General features: G+C 60.1%; 19 protein-coding genes and 1 tRNA gene. 5 read left to right on the top strand and 15 right to left on the bottom strand.

What is annotated here, in order from left to right:
* The 11 genes from IMCC21224_RS15125 to rpmH form a co-directional block, all read right to left on the bottom strand.
* On the bottom strand, window positions 1-492 hold the full coding sequence (locus IMCC21224_RS15125; RefSeq protein WP_231582097.1) for a histidine phosphatase family protein: 492 nt from the start codon (window positions 490-492) through the stop codon (window positions 1-3).
* Between the two features lie 33 nt (window positions 493-525).
* Window positions 526-1,182, bottom strand: a complete 657-nt coding sequence (locus IMCC21224_RS15120) for a hypothetical protein (protein WP_047996040.1) — start codon at window positions 1,180-1,182, stop codon at window positions 526-528.
* On the bottom strand, window positions 1,179-2,069 hold the full coding sequence (gene argB, locus IMCC21224_RS15115; protein ID WP_047996039.1) for an acetylglutamate kinase: 891 nt from the start codon (window positions 2,067-2,069) through the stop codon (window positions 1,179-1,181). The genes IMCC21224_RS15120 and argB overlap by 4 nt, the downstream gene beginning before the upstream one ends.
* Before the next feature lie 67 nt (window positions 2,070-2,136).
* Window positions 2,137-2,787, bottom strand: coding sequence for a ribosome biogenesis GTP-binding protein YihA/YsxC (yihA, locus tag IMCC21224_RS15110; protein WP_047996038.1), 651 nt, complete (start codon window positions 2,785-2,787; stop codon window positions 2,137-2,139).
* A complete protein-coding gene (locus IMCC21224_RS15105) occupies window positions 2,787-3,530 on the bottom strand; it encodes an MOSC domain-containing protein (protein WP_047996037.1) in 744 nt (247 codons plus the stop codon). Before IMCC21224_RS15105 ends, yihA begins: the two co-directional genes overlap by 1 nt.
* The gene (gene yidC / locus IMCC21224_RS15100; RefSeq protein WP_047996036.1) at window positions 3,527-5,338 is read right to left on the bottom strand and encodes a membrane protein insertase YidC; all 1,812 of its coding nucleotides are present in this window, start codon (window positions 5,336-5,338) and stop codon (window positions 3,527-3,529) included. Before yidC ends, IMCC21224_RS15105 begins: the two co-directional genes overlap by 4 nt.
* Window positions 5,339-5,451: 113 nt before the next feature.
* The gene (locus tag IMCC21224_RS15095) at window positions 5,452-6,984 is read right to left on the bottom strand and encodes a GGDEF domain-containing phosphodiesterase (RefSeq protein ID WP_156178295.1); all 1,533 of its coding nucleotides are present in this window, start codon (window positions 6,982-6,984) and stop codon (window positions 5,452-5,454) included.
* Between the two features lie 106 nt (window positions 6,985-7,090).
* Window positions 7,091-7,936 carry a tRNA 2-thiocytidine(32) synthetase TtcA gene (gene ttcA / locus IMCC21224_RS15090; protein ID WP_047996034.1) on the bottom strand — a complete coding sequence of 282 codons (846 nt, stop codon included), beginning with the start codon at window positions 7,934-7,936 and terminating at the stop codon, window positions 7,091-7,093.
* 139 nt (window positions 7,937-8,075) lie between these two features.
* Window positions 8,076-8,312 carry a membrane protein insertion efficiency factor YidD gene (yidD, locus tag IMCC21224_RS15085; protein WP_047996033.1) on the bottom strand — a complete coding sequence of 79 codons (237 nt, stop codon included), beginning with the start codon at window positions 8,310-8,312 and terminating at the stop codon, window positions 8,076-8,078.
* Window positions 8,309-8,716: a ribonuclease P protein component gene (gene rnpA / locus IMCC21224_RS15080; protein WP_047996032.1), complete on the bottom strand. Its 408-nt coding sequence runs from the start codon at window positions 8,714-8,716 to the stop codon at window positions 8,309-8,311. The genes yidD and rnpA overlap by 4 nt, the downstream gene beginning before the upstream one ends.
* 25 nt (window positions 8,717-8,741) lie before the next feature.
* Window positions 8,742-8,879 carry a 50S ribosomal protein L34 gene (rpmH, locus tag IMCC21224_RS15075; protein ID WP_047997172.1) on the bottom strand — a complete coding sequence of 46 codons (138 nt, stop codon included), beginning with the start codon at window positions 8,877-8,879 and terminating at the stop codon, window positions 8,742-8,744.
* A 295-nt stretch (window positions 8,880-9,174) separates the two neighbouring features.
* Here rpmH and IMCC21224_RS15070 point away from each other — a divergent pair, with 295 nt between their 5' ends.
* The 4 genes from IMCC21224_RS15070 to IMCC21224_RS15055 all read left to right on the top strand — a co-directional run bounded on the left by IMCC21224_RS15070 (window position 9,175) and on the right by IMCC21224_RS15055 (window position 12,876).
* Window positions 9,175-9,909 carry a TVP38/TMEM64 family protein gene (locus tag IMCC21224_RS15070; protein ID WP_047996031.1) on the top strand — a complete coding sequence of 245 codons (735 nt, stop codon included), beginning with the start codon at window positions 9,175-9,177 and terminating at the stop codon, window positions 9,907-9,909.
* Window positions 9,910-9,911: 2 nt separating this feature from the next.
* Window positions 9,912-11,330, top strand: a complete 1,419-nt coding sequence (locus IMCC21224_RS15065) for an NAD(P)/FAD-dependent oxidoreductase (protein ID WP_047996030.1) — start codon at window positions 9,912-9,914, stop codon at window positions 11,328-11,330.
* Between the two features lie 21 nt (window positions 11,331-11,351).
* Window positions 11,352-12,734 carry a HAMP domain-containing sensor histidine kinase gene (locus tag IMCC21224_RS15060; protein WP_047996029.1) on the top strand — a complete coding sequence of 461 codons (1,383 nt, stop codon included), beginning with the start codon at window positions 11,352-11,354 and terminating at the stop codon, window positions 12,732-12,734.
* Window positions 12,735-12,799: 65 nt separating this feature from the next.
* Window positions 12,800-12,876, top strand: a tRNA-Arg gene (locus tag IMCC21224_RS15055).
* A 327-nt stretch (window positions 12,877-13,203) separates the two neighbouring features.
* On the opposite strand, the gene IMCC21224_RS15050 is transcribed toward IMCC21224_RS15055, so the two are convergent.
* Window positions 13,204-14,333, bottom strand: a protein-coding gene (locus tag IMCC21224_RS15050) for an IS3 family transposase (RefSeq protein ID WP_156178107.1) whose coding sequence is annotated in 2 segments (ribosomal slippage) — window positions 13,204-14,093 and window positions 14,093-14,333 — 1,131 coding nt in all. Because the reading frame shifts where the segments join, the coding sequence is not laid out codon by codon here.
* A 689-nt stretch (window positions 14,334-15,022) separates the two neighbouring features.
* Window positions 15,023-15,886 carry an SDR family oxidoreductase gene (locus IMCC21224_RS15040; RefSeq protein WP_047997171.1) on the bottom strand — a complete coding sequence of 288 codons (864 nt, stop codon included), beginning with the start codon at window positions 15,884-15,886 and terminating at the stop codon, window positions 15,023-15,025.
* Window positions 15,887-16,005: 119 nt separating this feature from the next.
* Between IMCC21224_RS15040 and IMCC21224_RS15035 the strand changes: the two genes are divergently transcribed.
* Window positions 16,006-16,914: a LysR family transcriptional regulator gene (locus tag IMCC21224_RS15035; protein ID WP_047996028.1), complete on the top strand. Its 909-nt coding sequence runs from the start codon at window positions 16,006-16,008 to the stop codon at window positions 16,912-16,914.
* Window positions 16,915-17,408: 494 nt separating this feature from the next.
* On the opposite strand, the gene IMCC21224_RS15030 is transcribed toward IMCC21224_RS15035, so the two are convergent.
* Together IMCC21224_RS15030 and IMCC21224_RS15025 are read right to left on the bottom strand one after the other, a co-directional pair.
* On the bottom strand, window positions 17,409-18,257 hold the full coding sequence (locus IMCC21224_RS15030; protein WP_047997170.1) for an aldo/keto reductase: 849 nt from the start codon (window positions 18,255-18,257) through the stop codon (window positions 17,409-17,411).
* A gap of 133 nt (window positions 18,258-18,390) precedes the next feature.
* A complete protein-coding gene (locus tag IMCC21224_RS15025; protein ID WP_047996027.1) occupies window positions 18,391-20,433 on the bottom strand; it encodes an ATP-dependent helicase in 2,043 nt (680 codons plus the stop codon).
* Window positions 20,434-20,576 lie beyond the last annotated feature (143 nt).

Genomic DNA, 20,576 nt, shown 5'->3' with positions numbered 1-20,576 from the left:
TTAAGGCGTGACCAATTCGCGCGGGATCACAAAATCCCGCGCGTTTCCGCTTTGGGGGGTCAGTTCCTCCCAACTGCGGATATTGAAATCCACAACGAGGGTGGCGCAGGTCGGGTAATCACGAAACCGCAGATGCAGCGGCTGTACCGCGACCAATGATGTGGCAAACGCCGCGATGCCGGGATTGTGGCCGATCATCAAAACACAATTTCCACTGGCACTCTGCAGCAGCTCCATCATGGTCTCGCGGCTGGCGTGATAGAGCGCTTGTTCGAATCGCACGGTTGCCGCGTCGAGGCCGGTCAGCGTCAGCGTTTGCCGCGTACGGATGGATGTCGAACACAGCACCTCGTCCGGCAAGTAGCTCTTGGTCCGCAGCCAGTCGCCCAATCTGCGGGCGTTCCCTGTGCCGCGTTTGTTTAACGGGCGGTCGTGGTCCTCACCATTCAGGGACCAGTCGGATTTGGCATGACGCATGAGGACAAGGCGCATGGGGGGCGGATCCTTTTGGGGTCTGAATTGCGCTTAGTCTTTCACGAAGGCGGCCATGTGGAAAGCAGCCTGTTCCGGCGCGCGGTTCAGGCGGGCCGAGGCCGGACAGGCCCGGCGCACAAGACACCCATTATGTCGGCAGTCCGCCCCCTGTGGTGTACGCAGAAATGCCTGACAGGCGGGGACATCATAGGGCGCGTCGGGGCGCAAGGCAGCCACCGGGCAAGCCGTTTCGCAGGGATGTTCGGCACAGGTGGTGCAGGGGGGTACGGCCGCGGCGGTCAGGACAATGCGGTGGGGCAGGGCGACCGCGCCGCGAAAGCTGATCAGTAGGCCGGCATCGTCGTGAACCAGCAACCCGGTGGGCGATGGCCAGCAGCGGCCCGAAGATTCGGCCCATTTCTGGAACGGCGGGTAGGGCGGTCCATCCGAAGGAAATTGCGCCAATCCACCCCAGCCAAGTGCCAGCGCGCCAATCACCCGCTTCGACCAGCGGTCGAGCGGATCCGGGCCTGCGTCCCGCGACTCTGGCGCTGCCGCGTAATGTTGCCAGAATACCGGCTCGTTCGGGCCTAGAAGTAGTAGTGTGGCGCAGCCCGCCGGGGGCATATCGCCCGGCGTGGGGTGGAACGCGCCGCGAATCGTCAGACCGACGGTCTGCGCCTCGGCTTCCAGCGTCGCGAGTGTCACGGATCCTTGCGCGGTGCCAGATCTGTCGCGCGGATCAGCGACCCGGCGCCATGTTCGGTAAAGAGTTCAAGCAGGCAGGCGTTGGACACCCGGCCATCCAGAATAACCACAGCGCGTACGCCTTCCTCAATCGCTTTCAGGGCGGTTTCGGCCTTGGGAATCATGCCACCGGCGATGGTGCCGTCCTCGATCATCGCGTGAACATCGTCAGGCGTCATCGAAGTCACAACTTCACCGGCCTTATTCTTGACGCCGGTCACGTCGGTCAGCAGCAGCAGTCGGTCAGCCTGAAGCGCACCGGCAATTGCACCGGCGGCGGTGTCACCATTAACATTGAACGTCTCGACCGGGTCCATACCCGTGGCGACGGGCGCGACAACAGGGATAATCCCGGCGTTGAAGAGATCGCGCAGCACCTGTACGTTCATCTCAACCGGCCGACCGACCCACCCAAGTTCGGGATCATCGGGTTCGCAGACCATCAGATCGTCATCTTTGCCAGACAGGCCAACGGCGCGTCCGCCCTCGTCCATGATCGCCTGCACAATCCGTTTGTTCACAAGGCCGGTCAGCACCATTTCGACCACTTCGACCGTGGCCTGATCGGTGACACGCTTGCCGCGCACAAATTTCGATTCGATGCCCAGACGTTTCAGCATGTCGTTGATCATCGGCCCGCCGCCATGCACGACCACCGGGTTCACCCCGACCTGACGCATCAGCACGATGTCGCGGGCGAACTCGGCCATCTCATCGGCGTCACCCATGGCATTGCCGCCGAATTTCACCACTACGATGGCACCAGAATAGCGCTGCATATAAGGCAGGGCTTCGGACAAGGTGCGGGCGGTGGCAATCCAGTCGGGATTCATCGTCTGATTTCTCATCCTTGCTGATCTCCTGAGACGTGCCGCAGTTTATCCGATGGGACGCGCCTGCGTGCAAGGGTGTCCGTCAGATCAGTGTCGCAATAATGCTGCGCAACAGCGGAATCCCGTCACCTTTATCGGCGCTGGTCATCACGATTTCCGGGAAGGCGGCGGGATGTTTCGCCAGCTTTTCCCGGACCTGCGTCAGAATTTTCTCGCGGTCAGCTTCTTTCACCTTGTCGGTTTTTGTCATCACCACCTGAAAGGTGACGGCGCTCTGATCCAGCAGGGTCAGGATGTCTTCGTCGACCGACTTGATACCGTGACGGGTGTCGATCAGGACAAAGGCTCGGCGCAGGGTCGCACGCCCGGACAGGTATTGTTTCAGCAGACGCTGCCACTTTTGGACAACTGCGAGCGGGGCATTGGCGTACCCATAGCCGGGCAGGTCGACGAGATAATGACTGTCTGCCAGTGTGAAAAAGTTGATCTCTTGCGTCCGTCCGGGGGTGTTTGAGGCACGTGCCAACCCCTTGCGACCCGTCAGGGCGTTGATCAGGCTCGATTTCCCGACGTTGGACCGACCGGCAAAGCAAACTTCGAGCCGGTCGTCGGGTGGCATGCCGGACATGGCCACCACCCCCTTCAAGAAATCGGTTTCACCCGCGAATAGTTTGCGCGCCTGTTCGAGGACGCTGTCGTCGGGATTCTCGGCCAAGGCAAAGGGAATCTGCATCAGAGTAGCCTCACTGGATCACCAAGGGACACATCGCCCGAGCGCACCACTTCGGCCCGGACCGAAAAATCGCTATGGCCCCAACTGCGCAGCGTGCCAAGTGTATCGGCATCCCGCACGCCAGAGTCGGGATTGGTGGTGGTGGCGACGCAGCGCTCTGTGCGTTCGCGGACCTTGAAGACGGCATTGCCGACCTGCACTTCGCGATCCATCCAGTCGAATTCCTCCCATGGGGCGAGGCCGTCCATCCAGATGTTGCCACGCCAGCGATGAATCGACAATGGCTGCCCAAGTTTCTGCTCAACGGCGCGGTGCGACGACATGTTGCATAATGTAACGCTGGCAAAGTCGCTGTCGGTCATACCGCGTTCGCGGCTGCGAATGATGCGCGCGGATTGGGCCCGGTTCTCTGGCATCAGCGGTTTCACCCAGTCAAGAAAGGCATCGCCGTCGCGATCCGGTGCCAGGCGCAGATCAGGTCGCGCCGGGTGGCGCAACGTGATCACCTCTGTGGCTTCGTCCAATGTGGCGGTTAAAGCCATGAGCTGCGGCGCCTTGCTGACGCGGCTAAAATTCTGGCAGGGCACCCAGATATTGCCGTCAGCGTCAGATTTTTCGTGAGCGACGGCCCAGACCCTGTCCCAAGGAAGGGTCTGGCCCGCGCTTAGCGTCACCGTGTCCAGTGCTTCGCGACCGTGGCTTTTGATCGGATGCCGCCAAATATCGGTGACGCGGGCACTCATTTACTGTCCGTCTTTGACTTGCGTTTAAAGCCGCGGGTGATGTTGCCAAAGACGTCGGGTTTGTAGCCCTGAGTACGCATGATGAGATATTGTTGGGTGAACGTGATCGTGTTGTTCGCGATCCAGTACAGCACCAACCCGCTGGCAAACGATCCCAGCATGAACATAAAGACCCAAGGCATCCAGGCAAAGATCATCGCCTGAGTAGCGTCAGTGGGGGCCGGGTTCAGTTTTTGCTGCAACCACATCGAGATGCCAAGGATGATCGGCAGGACGCCGAGACTGATCACCGCGAGGAACGAGGTCGGATCTGGCGGTGCAAATGGCAACAGGCCAAAGAGGTTCAGGATTGAGCTGGGGTCGGGCATCGACAGATCGCGAATCCAGCCGATCCAAGGTGCGTGACGCAGCTCCAAGGTAACAAAGATCACCTTGTAGAGTGAAAAGAAGATCGGGATCTGCATCAGTATCGGCAGGCAGCCGGCAGCCGGGTTGACCTTGTTCTTCTTGTAAAGCTCCATCATCCCCTGTTGCAGCTTTTGGCGGTCGTCGCCTGCGGATTCCTTGAGCTTTTCCATCTCCGGCTGAAGCTCTTTCATCTTGGCCATCGAGACGTAAGATTTATAGGCGAGCGGGAATAGCAGTGCCTTGATCAGCAGGGTAAGGCCGATGATCGCCCAGCCCATGTTGCCGATCACACCGTTCAGCCAATGTAGCACGGCAAAGATCGGCTTGGTCAGGAAAAAGAACCAGCCCCAGTCGATGCTGTCCACGAAACGATCGACACCAGCGGCTTGATATTCGCGAATCGTTTCCCATTCTTTGGCACCGGCAAAAAATTGTGTTGTGACCTGCTGACTTTCGCCGGGCGCGAGGGTCAGTGTCGGCAGCACAGCCTCGGTCTGGTAGATGTCGCGTGCCTCGTCATATTTCGCGACCGCCTTGAACGCGGTACCCGGCGCGGGAATCAGCGTCGTCATCCAATAGTGGTCGGTAAAGCCGATCCAGCCATTTTGCGCCACCTGCACTACCTCAGCGCGGGCGCCTTCGGACGGGATAACATCAAGGTCGGGCATGTCGGAATAGTCAGTTTCGGTCAGTTCGCCATCAGACATGGCGACAACACCTTCGTGCAGGATAAAGAACTTCTTGCGGTTCGGCGGCTCACCGTTGCGGGCGATGATACCGTACGGGGCCATCGCAGCAGTGCCACCCGAGGCATTTTCGACCGATTGCGTCACGGTGAACATGAAGTCGTTGTCGACGCCAAGTGTCCGACGGAAGATAATGCCGGTCGGGTTGTCCCAGCGCAGCACGACCGGGGTATCGGGGGTGAGGGTATCACCCACCTCGATCGCCCAGGGTGTGTTGGCGCCTGGAACATCTTCGATTGCCATCCCGGTACCAGGTGCCCAGCCGTAGAGCGCATAATAGGGATGTTCGCGGCCAGCGGGCTCCAGCAGCTGTACGGTGTCCGATCCCGGATCAATCGAGTCGCGGTAATCCTTGAGCTTCAGGTCGTCGATGCGCCCGCCTGTGAGCGAAATCGAGCCATCGAGGCGCGGCGTGCTGATCGCCAGGCGCGGCGCTTCGGGCACCGATTCTGTCGCCATGGTGTCAACGGGGGCTGCACCACCGGTTGCTGCCGCGGGCCGCGATGCCACGGGCGCGGCTTCACTCTCGCTCACCGTTGGCACGTTCGGGTCAACCGCGTCAGGCTCGGGCGGTGGGAACAGGACGAACCACACCAGTATCACGATGAAGCTGAGCGCCGTTGCGAGGATGAGGTTCTTGTTTTGATCGTCCATGTGGGACCACACCTGTCCTTTGTAAGTCAGGCTTGGGTTCAACAGAGAGTGGCAGCAAAGGTCAAGCGGTTTCGGGGGAATCCACTGTCAACTGTGGCCATTCGCGGCGGCAATCAGATGGTATTGCGTCCCAACGTCGGGGTTTCTGCAATGCGCAGGTTGTGATCCGTGACCCATTCGGCCAGTTGGTCCTTTGGCATCGGGCGTGCGATGCCAAAGCCCTGAACATGATCACATCCCAGCTGTGAAAGCAGCGCATGTTCGCCAAGACTCTCGACGCCTTCGGCCAGTGTTTCCAGGCCCAGCCTGTCTGCCATTCCCAGGATGGCGGCGATCATGCGGCGCTGTTCCTCGTCCCGGTCGACCTGAGACACAAAACTGCGATCAATCTTGAGGCGTGCAATCGCAAAGCGTCGAAGCGAGGTGATCGAGGCGTGGCCGGTGCCAAAGTCGTCCAGATCGACCTGACACCCGAGTTTGCTGAGCCCGGCAATGTTGCGGACTACGATGCCGTCGTCGGTCTCGGCGATCACGGTTTCCAGGACTTCGATTCCCAGTCGGTCGGGCGTCAGGTCGAAACGGTCCAGTTCCCATTTTATCCGGTCGACCAGCTTGGGATTGCGCAACTCGTTCATTGAAAAGTTAACACCAACGCGTGGAATTTCTACACCGGCCTTGTCCCAGCTGCGTAAGGCGGACAGCGTGTGGTTCAGGATAATTTCGCCCAGCCGGTCCATGCGGCCATTATCCTCAAGTGCGCGAAAGAACTGGGCGGGGGCGATCACCCCGCGGTCGGGATGAATCCAGCGGGCCAGAGCTTCGACTCCGCTGACGCGACCGGTCGAAGTGCAGAGTTGCGGCTGATACCACGGCTGGATTTGCCCGTTTTCCAGCGCGCGCGCGACCTCATTGCGGAGCGATTGTCGCGCGGTTCTGGCCGTGCGCATGCTGTCTGACCAGGCGCGCACTGCGGAGGGACCGTTGGCGAGCGCCTCGGCCAGTGCTGTTGTTGCAGCGTCGACCAGCTGTTCGCCCATGGCATTGTGCGGCAGGCGGGGGCTACCGCAAAAGCCGACCGAGACCGAGATATATTGCGTGATCCCATCGAATATGGTGGGTTCCTCCAGCGTGGCCTGCAGGCGGTTCGCGATTTGCAGCAGTGATTCGAGATCGAGTCGCAGATTGGGTGCCAACAATACGGCATAGCGGATATCGCCAGTGCGGATCGCAGTATCGCCGTCGCGTAGCAGAGAGCGGAGGCGCCCCAGAAGCAAGTCGCGGGCGCCGCGCGCCGCAACCTCGCCATGGCGGCGTTCGAGTGCCGCGATACCATCTGCCTCGATCAGGAAGCAGGCGGTGGACATCTGCGCAAGTCGGGCTCGCGCAAGGGCAAGATCCGCAAGTTCGATGAGACCGTGACTGTCGGTTAGGTCGAGTTGTCTGGTCAAGCCACCATCAGAAGCGCCAAATGCAAAGCCGCCAGAGAGGGCAAACAGCAACGGGATGCCCAGTGCGACACCCAGTAACAAGGTCTCGCCCCCTAACCAGAAGGCGGCGAGTGCCAGTGCCGGCAAAAACGCCAGAACATGCGGGCCCAATAGCGATTGTCGCAGCCGCCGCCGCATTTTTGATGTCTGGGCTGTCATGTCGAGCGCCATATTTTTACCTTTTGGTGCCATGCAAACCGAAGTGGTTTCAGGTCAACCTAGGCGCTAATACTCACGCAGGAGTTAACGGAAAAAGGAAGATCGCTCAGATTTGATCCAATTGCCCGGCGTCCAGAGTCAGCCCGGCAAAGTCGAACAATTTAGAATCCAGCAAATGTGACGGGCGGGCGTTCATCAATGCGCGGAACATGATCTGACGCCGACCCGGGCTGTTCTTTTCCCAGCCATCGAGGATCTGCTTGACCTGCTGGCGCTGCAATCCGTCCTGCGATCCGCAGAGGTCGCAGGGAATGATCGGATAGTTCATCGCACGTGCGAAGCGGTCGCAATCGACCTCGGCGACATGGGCGAGGGGGCGGTAGAGGAACAGATCCCCCCCTTCATTGACCAGCTTGGGCGGCATCGTGGCCAGACGGCCGCCGTGAAAGAGGTTCATAAAGAACGTCTCGAGGATATCGTCGCGGTGATGGCCAAGCACAACGGCAGAGCAGCCTTCTTCGCGCGCAACCCGATAGAGATTTCCGCGTCTCAGCCGCGAGCAGAGCGCACAAAAGGTACGACCTGCGGGCACCTTGTCCATGACAATGGAATAGGTGTCCTGATACTCGATCCGGTGCGGCACGCCCATTTTCGCCAGGAATTCGGGCAACACGGTCGCGGGGAATCCCGGCTGGCCCTGATCCAGATTGCAGGCCAGCAGGTCCACCGGCAGCAGACCGCGCCATTTCAATTCATAAAGTACGGCAAGCAGGGTATAGCTGTCCTTCCCACCCGAAAGGCAGACCAACCAACGATCATCACGCCGGACCATACCATATTGTTCGACCGCCTCGCGGACGTTCTGCACGATGCGTTTGCGCAGCTTCTTGAATTCGGTGCTTTTGGGGGCGCCGTAAAACAGTGGATGGATATCATCGGCATCATCTAACATGGCGCGGGCTTAGCCCGTTTCCCGACATCCAGCAAGGGCCGCGAAAGTGGCGCAAACCCCTGTCAGCATAGCTTTGCGTCGCACTTGGATTGTGTGTCTGGCTTTTGAGCGTGCTGCCCGAATATTCTGTTCCGAGGGCTCAGGCGTCAGGGTTTGCCCCGTGCACCGGGTCATACCCGTGACCACCCCAGGGATGGCAGCGCCCGATCCGGCGCAGAGTAAGCCAGCCACCGCGCAGCCCGCCGTGATGACGCAGCGCATCAAGCGCATAGGCCGAGCAGGTAGGCTGAAACCGGCAGCCGTGGCCAACCCAGGGTGAAAACAGTAGCCGGTACAGGCGCACGGGCAGGGCAAAAAGATGCGCCAGTGGTGTCATGGGTGCAGCTTTTTCAACGCATAGCGCAGATCGCCCTGAAGATCAGCAAAGGGCCGTCTGGCCGTCGCCTCGAACCGGCCAATCAGAACATAGTCCCAACCGGGTTTGCCCAGAGACGGTAACAACAGCCGCGCCACTTCGCGCAGGCGACGCTTGGCCCGGTTGCGGGCGACGGAATTGCCAACCTTTTTGGAGCAGGTGAACCCCACGCCAATCGTGACTGTGCCATCGTCCCGGAATCGCGCCTGCACCATCATGCCGCCAGTTCCCTGACGGCGTGCCCGGGCGGCGCTGAGAAATTCTGCGCGCTTGCGTAGTTTCTCAATCCGGGTTGCCTCCGGACATGACAAATCCGCCGGGGACGTATTCCCCGAATTGATTGCGGGGGTCTCCGGCGGTGTCATATCCGTCTGCAGATCGTTGGCGTGTTTATGCGCTCAGCGACTTGCGGCCGCTGGCGCGGCGTGCGTTCAGGATTTTGCGGCCGGCCTTGGTGGCCATGCGCGCGCGGAATCCGTGGCGGTGCTTGCGCACGAGGTTCGAGGGCTGAAATGTGCGTTTCGTCATCACGCGGTCTCCGTACAATTGCGGGCCCAGGTGCGCGGAATCGCGGGGCCGTTCCATTCGAAGCCCGTGCTATAGGCAGGGTATCCGCATAAGTCAAACGCCTCGGGCAGGGGAATTGCAACATTTTGGCCCGCATGTTCGCGTCTTATGTTTCAGAACCGCTATTTGGCGCGTCAATTCTCACGGAACCGGGGCACAGGCATCAAGCACCCGTGAGGCGGCTGTTGTTTTGCCTGCTGTGCCCGCATGTTTCTGACAACGCAAACAGAAAGTACCGCCCGAGAGGCCCCAAGAGATGAGCCATATGACCGAGAGTTCCGCCAAATCAGGCTTTGCCAGAAATTTGCCGCTGATTGCTATTATCGGCGGCGCACTGGCGGGCGGATATCTCCTGCGCGATTACCTGACCTTTGATACGCTGCGCGACAACCGGGAGGCGCTGCTGGCCTTTCGAGACAGCCGTTATGTGCTGACGGTGGCGGTGTTCATGCTGGCCTATGTGGTGATTGTCGGCTTTTCTCTTCCGGGTGCCACGGTGGCCACGCTGACAGGTGGGTTTCTGTTCGCAACCTTTCCCGGTGCAATCTTTAACGTTACGGCCGCAACGCTGGGTGCGACGCTGATCTTTCTCGCCGCCCGCTGGGGCTTGGGTGAAAGGCTCTCTGCGCGGATGGACACTGGCGCGGGTGTCGTCAAAAAAACCAAGGACGGTATCGACGAGAATCAGTGGTCCATGCTGTTCCTGATCCGCCTCGTGCCCGCAGTGCCGTTCTTTGTCGCCAATCTGGTACCCGCTCTTGTTGGTGTGCCGCTAAGCCGGTTTGTGATCTCGACCTTTCTGGGAATTATTCCGGGCGGTGTCGTCTATACCTCTGTCGGCGCTGGCCTAGGGGAAGTGTTCGCCCGTGGCGAGACGCCGAACCTTGGCATCATCTTCGAGCCGCAGATCCTGCTGCCTATTCTGGGGCTGTGTGTGCTGGCGGCGCTTCCCATTCTCCTCAAAGCACTGCGTGGCAAGAAAGGTCTGTGACCATGGATCGTATCAAGACGGATCTTCTAATCATAGGCGGCGGGTCAGGCGGCTTGTCAGTGGCGGCAGGCGCGGTCCAGATGGGGGCGTCGGTTGTCCTCCTTGAAGATCACAAGATGGGCGGAGATTGCCTGAACTATGGCTGCGTCCCATCCAAGGCGCTGATCGCCAGCGGCAAAGCGGCGCATGCCATGACCCATGCCAGCCAATTTGGTGTTGGCAATGTCGTGCCCCAAGTGGACTACGCCGCCGCCAAAGATCATGTGGCAGATGTGATCGGGCAGATTGAACCGGTTGACAGTCAGGAACGGTTCGAAAGCCTTGGCGTGCGGGTGATCCGCGAACGCGGGCGCTTTGTCTCAGAAACCGAGGTGCAGGCCGGGGACCATATCATCACCGCCCGCCGCGTCGTGATTGCCACTGGATCGTCACCGCTGGTGCCGCCGATTCCCGGGCTGGCTGATGTGCCCTATCTGACAAATGAAACGCTCTGGGCCCTGCGTGAACAGCCACGGCACCTGCTGGTGATTGGGGGCGGACCCATCGGGATGGAGATGGCGCAGGCGCATCGGCGGCTGGGCAGTGACGTCACTGTGATCGAAGGCGCCAAGGCTCTGGGCAAGGATGATCCTGAAATGGCTGCCGTGGTGCTTGATACGCTGCACGACGAAGGTATCCACATTGCCGAACATGCATTGGCGAAAGAGGTGCGCCGCGCACCAGATGGGATCGAGGTCGAAGTCGAGGGCGGCGCGGTGTTCCGTGGCAGTCACGTGCTGATCGCAGTGGGGCGCAAAGCGAATACGGGTGACATGGGCCTTGATGTGGCCGGGATTGAGACGACCCGCACCGGGATCAAGGTTGATGCCGGCCTGCGGACCACCAACAAACGCGTCTACGCCATCGGAGACGCGGCGGGTGGGCTGCAATTCACTCATGTGGCGGGCTATCACGCGGGGATCGTGATTCGTTCGGCCTTATTTGGACTGCCGTCCAAGGCGAGCACCGCGCATATTCCCTGGGCCACCTACACAGACCCGGAACTGTCGCAGGTTGGCCTGACCGAAGAACAGGCGAAAGAGAGGCACGGTCTGAACACCGAAGTTGTGCGGTTCCACTATACCCATAACGACCGCGCCATTGCCGAGCGCAAGACCAAGGGGCTGATTAAGGTGATGGTGGTTCGCGGCCGCCCCGTCGGGGTGTCGATTGTCGGCTATCAGGCAGGCGAGCTGATCAACCTCTGGGCGCTGGTGCTGGCCAACAAGCTGAAGATGAAGCATGTTGCCGCCATGGTTTCCCCATATCCTACAATCGGGGAGGTTAACAAACGCGCTGCGGGTGCCTATTTTACACCAAGGCTGTTTCAAAGCCCTACAGTCAAGCGTGTTGTCGGGTTTGTGCAGCGCTGGTTGCCGTGAGGAATGATAAGTAGGACCGCCATGCTCAATTCGCTCTCTGGCCGGTTCCTGATCCTGACGACGATCTTTGTGATGCTGGCCGAAATCATGATTTTTGTGCCCTCGGTTGCGCGTTTTCGCGAAGATTACCTGCTGGCCCGGCTCGAACGGGCGCAGATCGCATCGCTGGCGTTGCTTGCCAACGACATGATTGACCGAGATCTCGAAGAGGAGCTGCTGCTCAACGCCGGGGTGTTCAACATCGTGCTGCGGCGCGACGAGGCGCGCCAACTGGTCCTGTCTTCGCCCGTGCCGATGCCGGTCAGCGAGACGTTTGATCTGCGCGATAATGCTGCACCTGAACTGGTGCGCGACGCCCTGATGACGCTTGTCACGCCGACGCCGCAGATGATCCGGGTGATCGGCAGTCCGCTGCGCGATGCTGGCCTGCTGATCGAGATCACGATGGAGACGGACGAGCTGCGACGTGCAATGATCGACTACGGTCTGCGCATTTTGCTGTTGTCTGCGGTGATTTCGGTCATCACGGCATGCATGCTGTTCCTTGCGGTGCGGGTCATTCTGGTCAAGCCGATCAAGAATGTGGTGGGCCATATGCAACGCTATGCTGAATCGCCTGAGGATGCGCGCCGGATCATTCAGCCAACGGCCCGTGTAACCGAACTGCGCGAGGCCGAGGATGCGCTGCATGCACTGGAAACCCAACTGACCCAGGCGCTACGGCAAAAAGAACGTCTGGCACAACTGGGCGGGGCTGTGGCGCGGATCAGCCACGACCTACGCAATATCCTGACCTCTGCACAGCTCTTTACCGACCGGATCGAAATGTCCGAGGATCCAACAGTCCAGCGGCTGGCTCCCAAACTGGTCAATTCGATCGCCCGCGCCGTGTCGCTGTGCGAAACCACGCTGGCCTTCGGCAAAGCCGAAGAACCGGCTCCGATGATGACGCTGTTCCGTCTGGCCGAGGTTGTGGATGACGTGCTTGACAGTGAACGTCTTGCGATCGACGACTTTGATCTTAGCCTGGCAGGCGACATTCCGGCCACGCTGATGATCCGCGGTGACCCCGAGCAGCTTTACCGCGTGATTTCGAATCTGGTTCGCAATGCGCGGCAGGCTATTGTCGGATCGGGTTTGGCAGGCGAAATCGGCGTCGCGGCCCGTGTCGAACCCACTGCTTGGATCATCGAAGTGACAGATACCGGCCCGGGTTTGCCAGCCAAGGCGCGCGAACATCTGTTCCAGCCATTTCAGGGTGGTGTGCGCAAAGGTGGTTCGGGACTGGGTCTGGCGATTGTGGCAGAACTCGTGCGCGGCCATGGTGGTCGGCTCGAGTTGAAAAGTAGCGACAAAACAGGGACATGTTTCTCGATCTGGCTTCCGATGGGTGATCTGGGGTAAGGTTGAAAATTCCTGCAGTTTGTCTGTTGCAATCCTTGCCAGATATCTCTAAACGCTGCCCTCACGCACCGATAGCTCAGCTGGATAGAGTACTTGACTACGAATCAAGGGGTCGGGGGTTCGAATCCTCCTCGGTGCACCATCTCACTTTTGTCAGATGCCAAGCAAAACCAACTTTTGTGACAGACAACTGACCCAGTCGGCAGTACTTCTAGAAATCATAGCAGCGTTGCTCAGTTGAGCGGGTGATCGTAAGACTCGGCCAATCCAGCCTTTGTCTGATCTCGGAAGCCTCGCTTGGTCAAAAGCCTACATGCCACTCCCGGAACGAATTTCCCGCAGTTGCCGCTGACGGTGGCGCATGCCGCCTGCGAGCCGGCCACTTCCTTGCTGTCGCGGCTTGCGGCCAGGAACGGCGCCGTTTCGATGGTGGACTTGCCACGCAAAAGTTCCGGTCTCTCAGCTCATGTTAGGCAGCCCGTCTCTCGAAAGCCAAGGGACTTTTCCCGCCAAGGGATGAATGCCGTCTTCGCGGGTTGTAGAACCCATTGATGTATTGGAATATTGCTCCTTCTGCTTGTCTGCGGGTCGCCCATTTCTGACGCCAGATCAGTTCGGCTTTCAGAGATTTGAAGAAGGTCTCGACCATGGAATTGTCATAACAATTTCCCTTGCCGCTCATTGAGACCAGAAATCCATGCTGCTTCAGACTTTTCTGATAGTCACCTGAACAGTATTGAGAGCCACGATCCGTATGATGGATACAGCCTTTGGGTGGCTTTCGCAGCCCTACTGCCATGTCTAATGCCTTGATGGCCAGGTCCCGCTTCATCCGGTTACTGACCGCCCAGCCAATGACCCGGCGGGAGTAAAGATCGATGATCACGGCCAAATACAGCCATCCCTCGCTCGTCCAGATGTAGGAAATGTCCCCTGCCCATTTTTGGTTTGGGCCATCAGCAGAGAAGTCCTGATCAAGAAAGTTGGGGGCGACATTGAAGGCGTGATTGCTGTTAGTCGTGACTTTATGTTTACGGGTTCGAATAACCTTGATCGCGTTCTCACGCATCAACCGGCCTACCCGGCGGTGCCCGACAACAAGACCGAGATCGCGCAGTTCCTCCGTCATGCGAGGTCGGCCGTAGCTTTGCAGGCTAAGGCGGTGTTGTTCTCTGATATGGGCCAACAGCACCATGTCATCTCGCTGGCTTCGGCTGATAGGGCGGATCTTCCAGGCGCGAAACCCACGGGAAGTTACCCGCAAAACGCGGCATAGAAACTCAATGGGCCAGATCTTCTTCCAGGTGTCGATAAAGGCAAACCTCACGCCTTTTGGCCTGCGAAGAAGATCGTCGCCTTCTTTAACACTTCCCTCTCCTCGCGGAGTAGCCGGTTCTCTTTGCGAAGGCGGGCGTTCTCCTTCTCCACATCCTCATGCGGGCCGGACATCAGGTCATCATTCTGATGGTGTTGAACCCACTTGTTCAGTGTCGAAACACCAACCCCTAAATCAGACGCAATCTGAGGTCGCGTCAGTCCACTGCTTGTTGCAATGCGAACCGCATCACGTCTGAACTCGTCGCTGTATCTTGGTGCCAATTTGTGTCTCCTTCATTGCGAATATCGCTCGAAAGAGACCGGAACTAAATCGCGACAAGTCCATGTCAGCTGCGTCCTTCGACGTTCCGGATGTCTTGTTCATCTTCGCTCCTTGAAAGCTACGATGAACCAGAAATCCTCCGTTGTTCAAATCCTCAAATCTGTCCCAAAAGCGCTGACGTCAGACAAACTAAAGCTGGCGAGGCTCTATGCGTCCCAAGCCGGTCGACAAATACAAAACATCCGACGTTCTCTATCCAATATTTACGACGCAGCCGGAGCTGATGCGGTCAGCGCGGATCTGCTGGAAAGGAGCTTGAGTTGTGCCGACGTTAGCCTCAATTCTTGGGAAGGCGCGTTATACGAAGCAGCGTCCCATAGTGATTGGTTTTGCAATGGGGGCTTCAGAGCTTAATCGAACCGCTCCGCAAGCACGCCGAATCTGGAAGGTTGCCACCCCGTCTACCTTGTTTTAGCTGAGACCGGTCATCCGCTGCGCCCGGCGCGAAGGGCAGCAAAGGGCCGCGAGTGACGGTCAGCCAAGCCGTCGATGCGCGGCCATGCCGCGTCGCCGCATAACTACTGTGAGCCCAAAGTACCGATCGCCCAAGGCGACCAAGGTTTCACAAAGGCTCCGGTGCCCAGGCGGCGTGTGGGCGGAACTCCATATTGGGCTGCCCGGTTCGACTTTATCCAAGATATCGGCTCAGAACGCCCCGTATCGGACGCGGCGCACGGCCCAGAATGCGCGCAAGTGTCGGATCGATGGTCGCGAATTCTTCGGCCTGGGCAGCGCGATAGTAGCCCAGAATGATCTCCATGACGCTTTCCGGCACGCCCGAGGTTTGCACGTTCCGGATCATGGCGTCTTCGCTGATGACCTGCCGGGTGATCGTCCGGCCTGTCACCTCGCTCGCCATGCGCGCCAGGTCCGCGAGGTCGAGCGCCTCGCTTCCGGTGAGGGGCGGTGTCGCGCCTTCGAAGGTCTCACGCCCGGCCAGCAGAAGCGCATCAACCTCTGCCAGGTCTTCATGGGTCGTCCAGGCCACCTTGCCGTCCTCGGGTCCCGCCAGCCTGCCGCTTGCGAAGCCATGCGCATTCATGTCCATGGCGCTGTCGGCGTAGAAACCATGGCGGAGCGCGGTCCAGGCCAAGCCGGACGCCCCCAGCATCGCCTCGGTCGCCGCATGGTCCCGGCCTGGCGGGAAATGCGACTTTGCGCTGCTCGACACCTGGCTGGTGTAGAGCAACCGATCGACGCCAAGCTCCTTTGCCACCGCAATCGCCGTTTCATGCTGCTTCTGTGGATTGCCTCCGCTGGCCCCAACGTTGGACGATACCAGCAACACGCGGCTTGCGCCTTCCCAGGCATGGCGCAGGCTGTCTGCGTCGTCGTAGTCGCCGCGCCTGACGCGCACCCCGCGGGCTGCCAGCCCGGCAAGCTTTTCCGGGTCACGCACACTGACTCCGATCTGATCGGTCGGCACGAGGCGTAGCAGAGCCTCCACCACAAGCCCGCCCAGTTTTCCTGAAGCGCCCGTAACGATGAACATGTTCGATCTCCAATCCATTGTATCGCGCCAAAAGGCGCCGTGCGTAATGATGATGATTGACAAGATGACTGTTCTTGATTACTTGCATAAGTTTTCAAAATTGGAATGGTCTGTTCTGCATGAAGAACAATGTTTCGGCTGACGATCTTACCATTCTGCTGGCGGTTCTGCGCGAAGGCGGTTTCCGCGCCGCCGCCCGGCGGCTCGGCACGGCCCCCTCGAGGGTCAGCACCACGGTCTCACGGATCGAGGAGCAACTTGGCACCCCTGTCTTGCGGCGAACAACGCGCAGCCTGCACCTGACGGATGCGGGGCAGCTGCTGGTGGATCGCGTGGGACCTTTGTTGTCGGCGCTGGAGGCCGCATGCCACGAGGTGGCAACGCTTGGCGGTCAGGTGCAGGGGCGGTTGAAGCTGAATGTGCCCGGGGCGGTCATGCCCGACATTCTGCCGCCGATTCTGGCCAAATACCACGCGCGGCACCCGGGTGTGGAGGTCGAGATCATGGTGGAAAGCGATCTCGTTGATATCGTCGCTGCGGGCTGTGACGCCGGCATTCGGTATGGCAGCGTGCTGGAGCATGACATGATCTCGATCCCGATCGGGCCGCGCCGACAACAGACCGCGCTCGGGGCATCCCCCGCCTACCTGGAGGCCCGAGGGATGCCGCAGGTCCCCGAGGATCTCACCACCCATGACGCGATCCGCTACCGTTTCGACGGCGGTCGGTTGTTGCCGTGGGTGCTGCAGAACCAAGGGCGATCTCTGCAGGTCGAGCCCGTCAACGTGCTCATTCTGAGCGTAGGCGCGCTCGACACGGGCCTGCGGTACGCGCATGCGGGGCTGGGGATCATCCAAACCTTCCGCAAGTGGCTGGACCAGGATTTCGAAACCGGAAAGCTGCTGCCCATCCTGCCGGACTGGTGGCCGGACATGGAAGGGCCGCATCTCTATTACCCCAGCCGCTCTGCCGCGGCACCCCTGCGGGCATTCATTGAAGTGTGCCAAACCGCGAACGGAAACAACTGACCATCCTCAGTCGGGAGATTGCCGGATGCGCGCCTGGGAGCGACATGGGACGATAATTGAGAGTGTCGGCTTTGTCGGCTATCCGAAGTCTGAGATGTCAAAATACTGCGCAATGCATGGCGGGCAGTTTTCGTGAGCTGCACTGCGGCAACATGGCTTGCGACGAGTGGCAACTTTGGGCCGGTCCTGCCTGTTGATCCCGCTGTGGCAACTCGAATTTGCATAGGCCGCTATCTGCGCATCACTGCGGCTGGTGCGGTCCGCAGCATCGTCGAGTGTTGCAGCAGCGTGCTGAGTGACCGTTTTGGACAATCTGCCCACCGCGCGAAAGTGAGTGCATGACCACCAAGATCTCCTATGAGTTTACTGAGGCCTTGCCATCTGGTTTTGGCTCGACAAAAGCCATCGAAGCGATCGCACGGGGGCATGATGGGCCCGGTAGCCTCGGTTTGTCACGCACGCCTTTGCCTTTATTCGAGATCTCACAATGCCGCTCAGCGGATTTCCAGCGGCACTGGGCGATCCGGCGCAGGTGCAAGCGAGTCGATCCGCTCGAGCGTTGTCGAAGACAATTGTGTCTGCGCGGCGGCCGCCAGATCGTTGAGGTGCTCGATCCGGCTGGATTTCGGAATGGGTGCGGCCAGGCCGCGGCTCATATGCCAGGCAAGGATAAGCTGCGCCACACTCAGGCCTTCTTCGCGGGCGAGGTCCTGCATGCCGGGGATCGCACGGGTCGGTCCCACCTCAAGCGGCGAGTAGGCGACGGCCGCGATTCCATGCTCCGCCATCAGGGGGAACAGATCCAGCTCGACACCCCGGTTCGGGATATTGTGCATCACCTGATTCACGGTCACCAAGTCGGCAAGCCCCTCGCCGATCAGCTGCTGAATGCCCCGGGTGTCAAAGTTGCTGACGCCAAAGGCACGGATCTTGCTCTGATCCAGCAAGGCCCGCGCACCTTCCAATGTCTCATCGAACGGCACCGATCCCGGCCAGTGCAGCAGATAGAGGTCAACGTAGTCTGTCTGTAAGCGATCAAGAGAGCGTTCGCAGGCGGTGATCATGTCGTTCCGTGCGGCATTCCAGGGATAGACCTTGGACGTGATGAACAGACGGCCCCTGTCTTGCCCGGCCATGGCGCGCCCCAGTATGTCCTCGGAACCCCCATCGGCATACATTTCTGCCGTGTCAAAATGCGTGAACCCAAGGTCGCAGGCGTGGCGCAATGCGCTGATTTCGGTTTCGGCGGTCTGCATCTGCTCGCCCATGTGCCATGTTCCGATGCCAATCTTTGGCATGCGAATGTCGCCAGAGTTCCTGAGCGTGACTGTGTCGATCTTCATCTCTGCCTCATTCATATGTTTCCCGGACAACCTCTACAGAACCACCTCTGTTCCCATGTGACCCAGCCCAGGGTTTTGCAGCCGCACCCTCTTTTCTGATCGGAGTCAAAGTCAAAAGGACAGTTCCATGCGCCTAACTCCACATGTCCCGCATCGACGCGGCGACATCAATCGACCCGGGCGCAGGCCGCAGGGCGCTGCCCTGCTGCGTCGGCGACCAGTGGACCGCTTCGAAGTGCTCAAGAATCTCCTTTGGGATGAACCGCGTCCGCATGGCATAGACATGCCGGTCGCCGTTGCGGGTCTGCTGCGTGACGTAGAACCGCAGCGGCAGGCCCAAAGTCAGGTGATCCTTGGCCCGCGTCATCGCGACGTAAAGCAGGCGGCGCTCCTCCTCCAACTCGTGGGTCGATCCGGTGCCGAGGTCGGAGGGCATGCAGCCGTCAACCGTGTTCAACAGATAGACCGACTTCCATTCCTGCCCTTTCGCCGAATGGATGGTCGACAGGATCAGGTAATCCTCGTCCTTGAGCGGCACACCGGCCTGATCGCTGGTGGCATCGGGCGGGTCCAGTGTGAGGTCGGTCAGGAAGGCCTCGGCGGAAGCGTACCCGGTGGCGATCTGCTCGAGTTGCAGCAGGTCTGCGCGGCGGGACTCGGCATCCTCGTGCAGGCGGTCGAGATGCGGGTCGTACCAGGCGCGGGCCAGGCCTAATGCGGCGGGCCAGGCCGCCTCTGTCGTCATCGCCGCGACAAACCCCGGCCAGTCGGCCCCGGAGCGGGCAGGGGGCGCGACATCCGACAGGGCGGCGCGGGGATCGGGGACAAGGTCGAGCGCCTCCAGCACATCCCCTGCGGCCTTTGGCCCGATGCCGGGGATCAGCTGCAGCACGCGGAACCCCGCCACGCGGTCGCGGGGATTGCGGGCAAGGCGCAGAAAGGACAGCAGGTCCTTCACATGGGCGCTATCGAGGAACTTCAGACCGCCGAATTTCACGTAAGGCACGTTGCGGCGGGTCAGCTCGGCCTCAAGTTGCACAGAGTGACTTGAGGTGCGGAACAGCACCGCTTGGTCCTTGAGTTTCATGCCCGTCTCTCGGTCCTCGAGGATGCGGTCCACCATATACCGCGCCTGCTCGGCCTCGGTCTGAACCGTCACCAGCCGGGGCTTTTGTGCCGAGGTGCGCTCGGTCCAGAGGGTCTTGGTGAAGCGTTCTTTCGCAAGGCCGATGACGGCGTTCGCGGCGGCAAGGATCGGCTGGGTCGAGCGGTAGTTGCGATCCAGCGTGATGACATCGGCGCGGGGCGTGTAAGCGTCAGGGAAGTCGAGGATGTTGCGCACGGTCGCGGCACGGAAGGCATAGATCGACTGCGCATCATCACCCACAACGGTCAGGCCGCGCCCATCCGGTTTGAGCGCCATCAGGATCCGCGCCTGCAACCGGTTGGTGTCCTGATATTCGTCGATCAGCACATGATCCCAGGTCGCGCCGATATGCGCGGCGAAGTCCGGATCCGCCATCACCTGTGCCCAGGCCAGCAGCAGATCATCATAGTCCAGCACATACTGCGCCTGCTTGGCCTGCACATAGGCGCCAAACAGCTGCTTCAGCTCGACCTGCCACGGGGCGCACCAGGGGAAGTGGTCGCGCAGGATGTCGCTCAGCGGTGCCTCGCCATTCACAGCGCGGGAATAGATGGCAAGGCAGGTGCCCTTGGATGGAAAGCGGCTCTCGGTCTTTGAAAACCCCAAGCCGTGGCGAGAGAGGTTCATCAGATCCGCGCTGTCCTCGCGGTCATGGATCGAAAACTCAGGGTTCAACCCGATCGACAGCGCATGTTCGCGCAAGATCCGCGCGCCAATTCCGTGGAACGTCCCTGCCCAGGTCAGCGCCTCGGCGGCGACGGAGGTGCCCATCGCCTGCGCCGTGATGCGCTCGACCCGGCGGGTCAGCTCGGTCGCGGCGCGGCGTGAGAATGTCATGAGCAAAATGCGCTGCGGATCGGCTCCGTTGACCAGCAGATGCGCCACGCGATGGGCCAGAGTGTTGGTCTTGCCCGACCCGGCCCCGGCGATCACCAGCAACGGCGGGGGCAGGGTGTCACCTCCGACGCCGAATTCCACGGCAGCGCGCTGGTTGTCGTTCAGCTTGTCGAGATAGCCTGCCTCTGCCATGCCCGGTTCCCTCTTGCGGTTCTTACGACAATGTTAAAGCAGAGAGAACAGAATGGGAACTTGAATGTCACCGCGTTCCTTCCGGATGGGCGAAACTCACAAATCGTGACCGGTTCACAGTGGGTCGCGCAGCAAAGAAATAT

The organism is Puniceibacterium sp. IMCC21224, from assembly GCF_001038505.1.
Taxonomy (GTDB): Bacteria; Pseudomonadota; Alphaproteobacteria; order Rhodobacterales; family Rhodobacteraceae; genus Puniceibacterium.
This window is presented reverse-complemented; position numbering and strand designations above follow the sequence as displayed.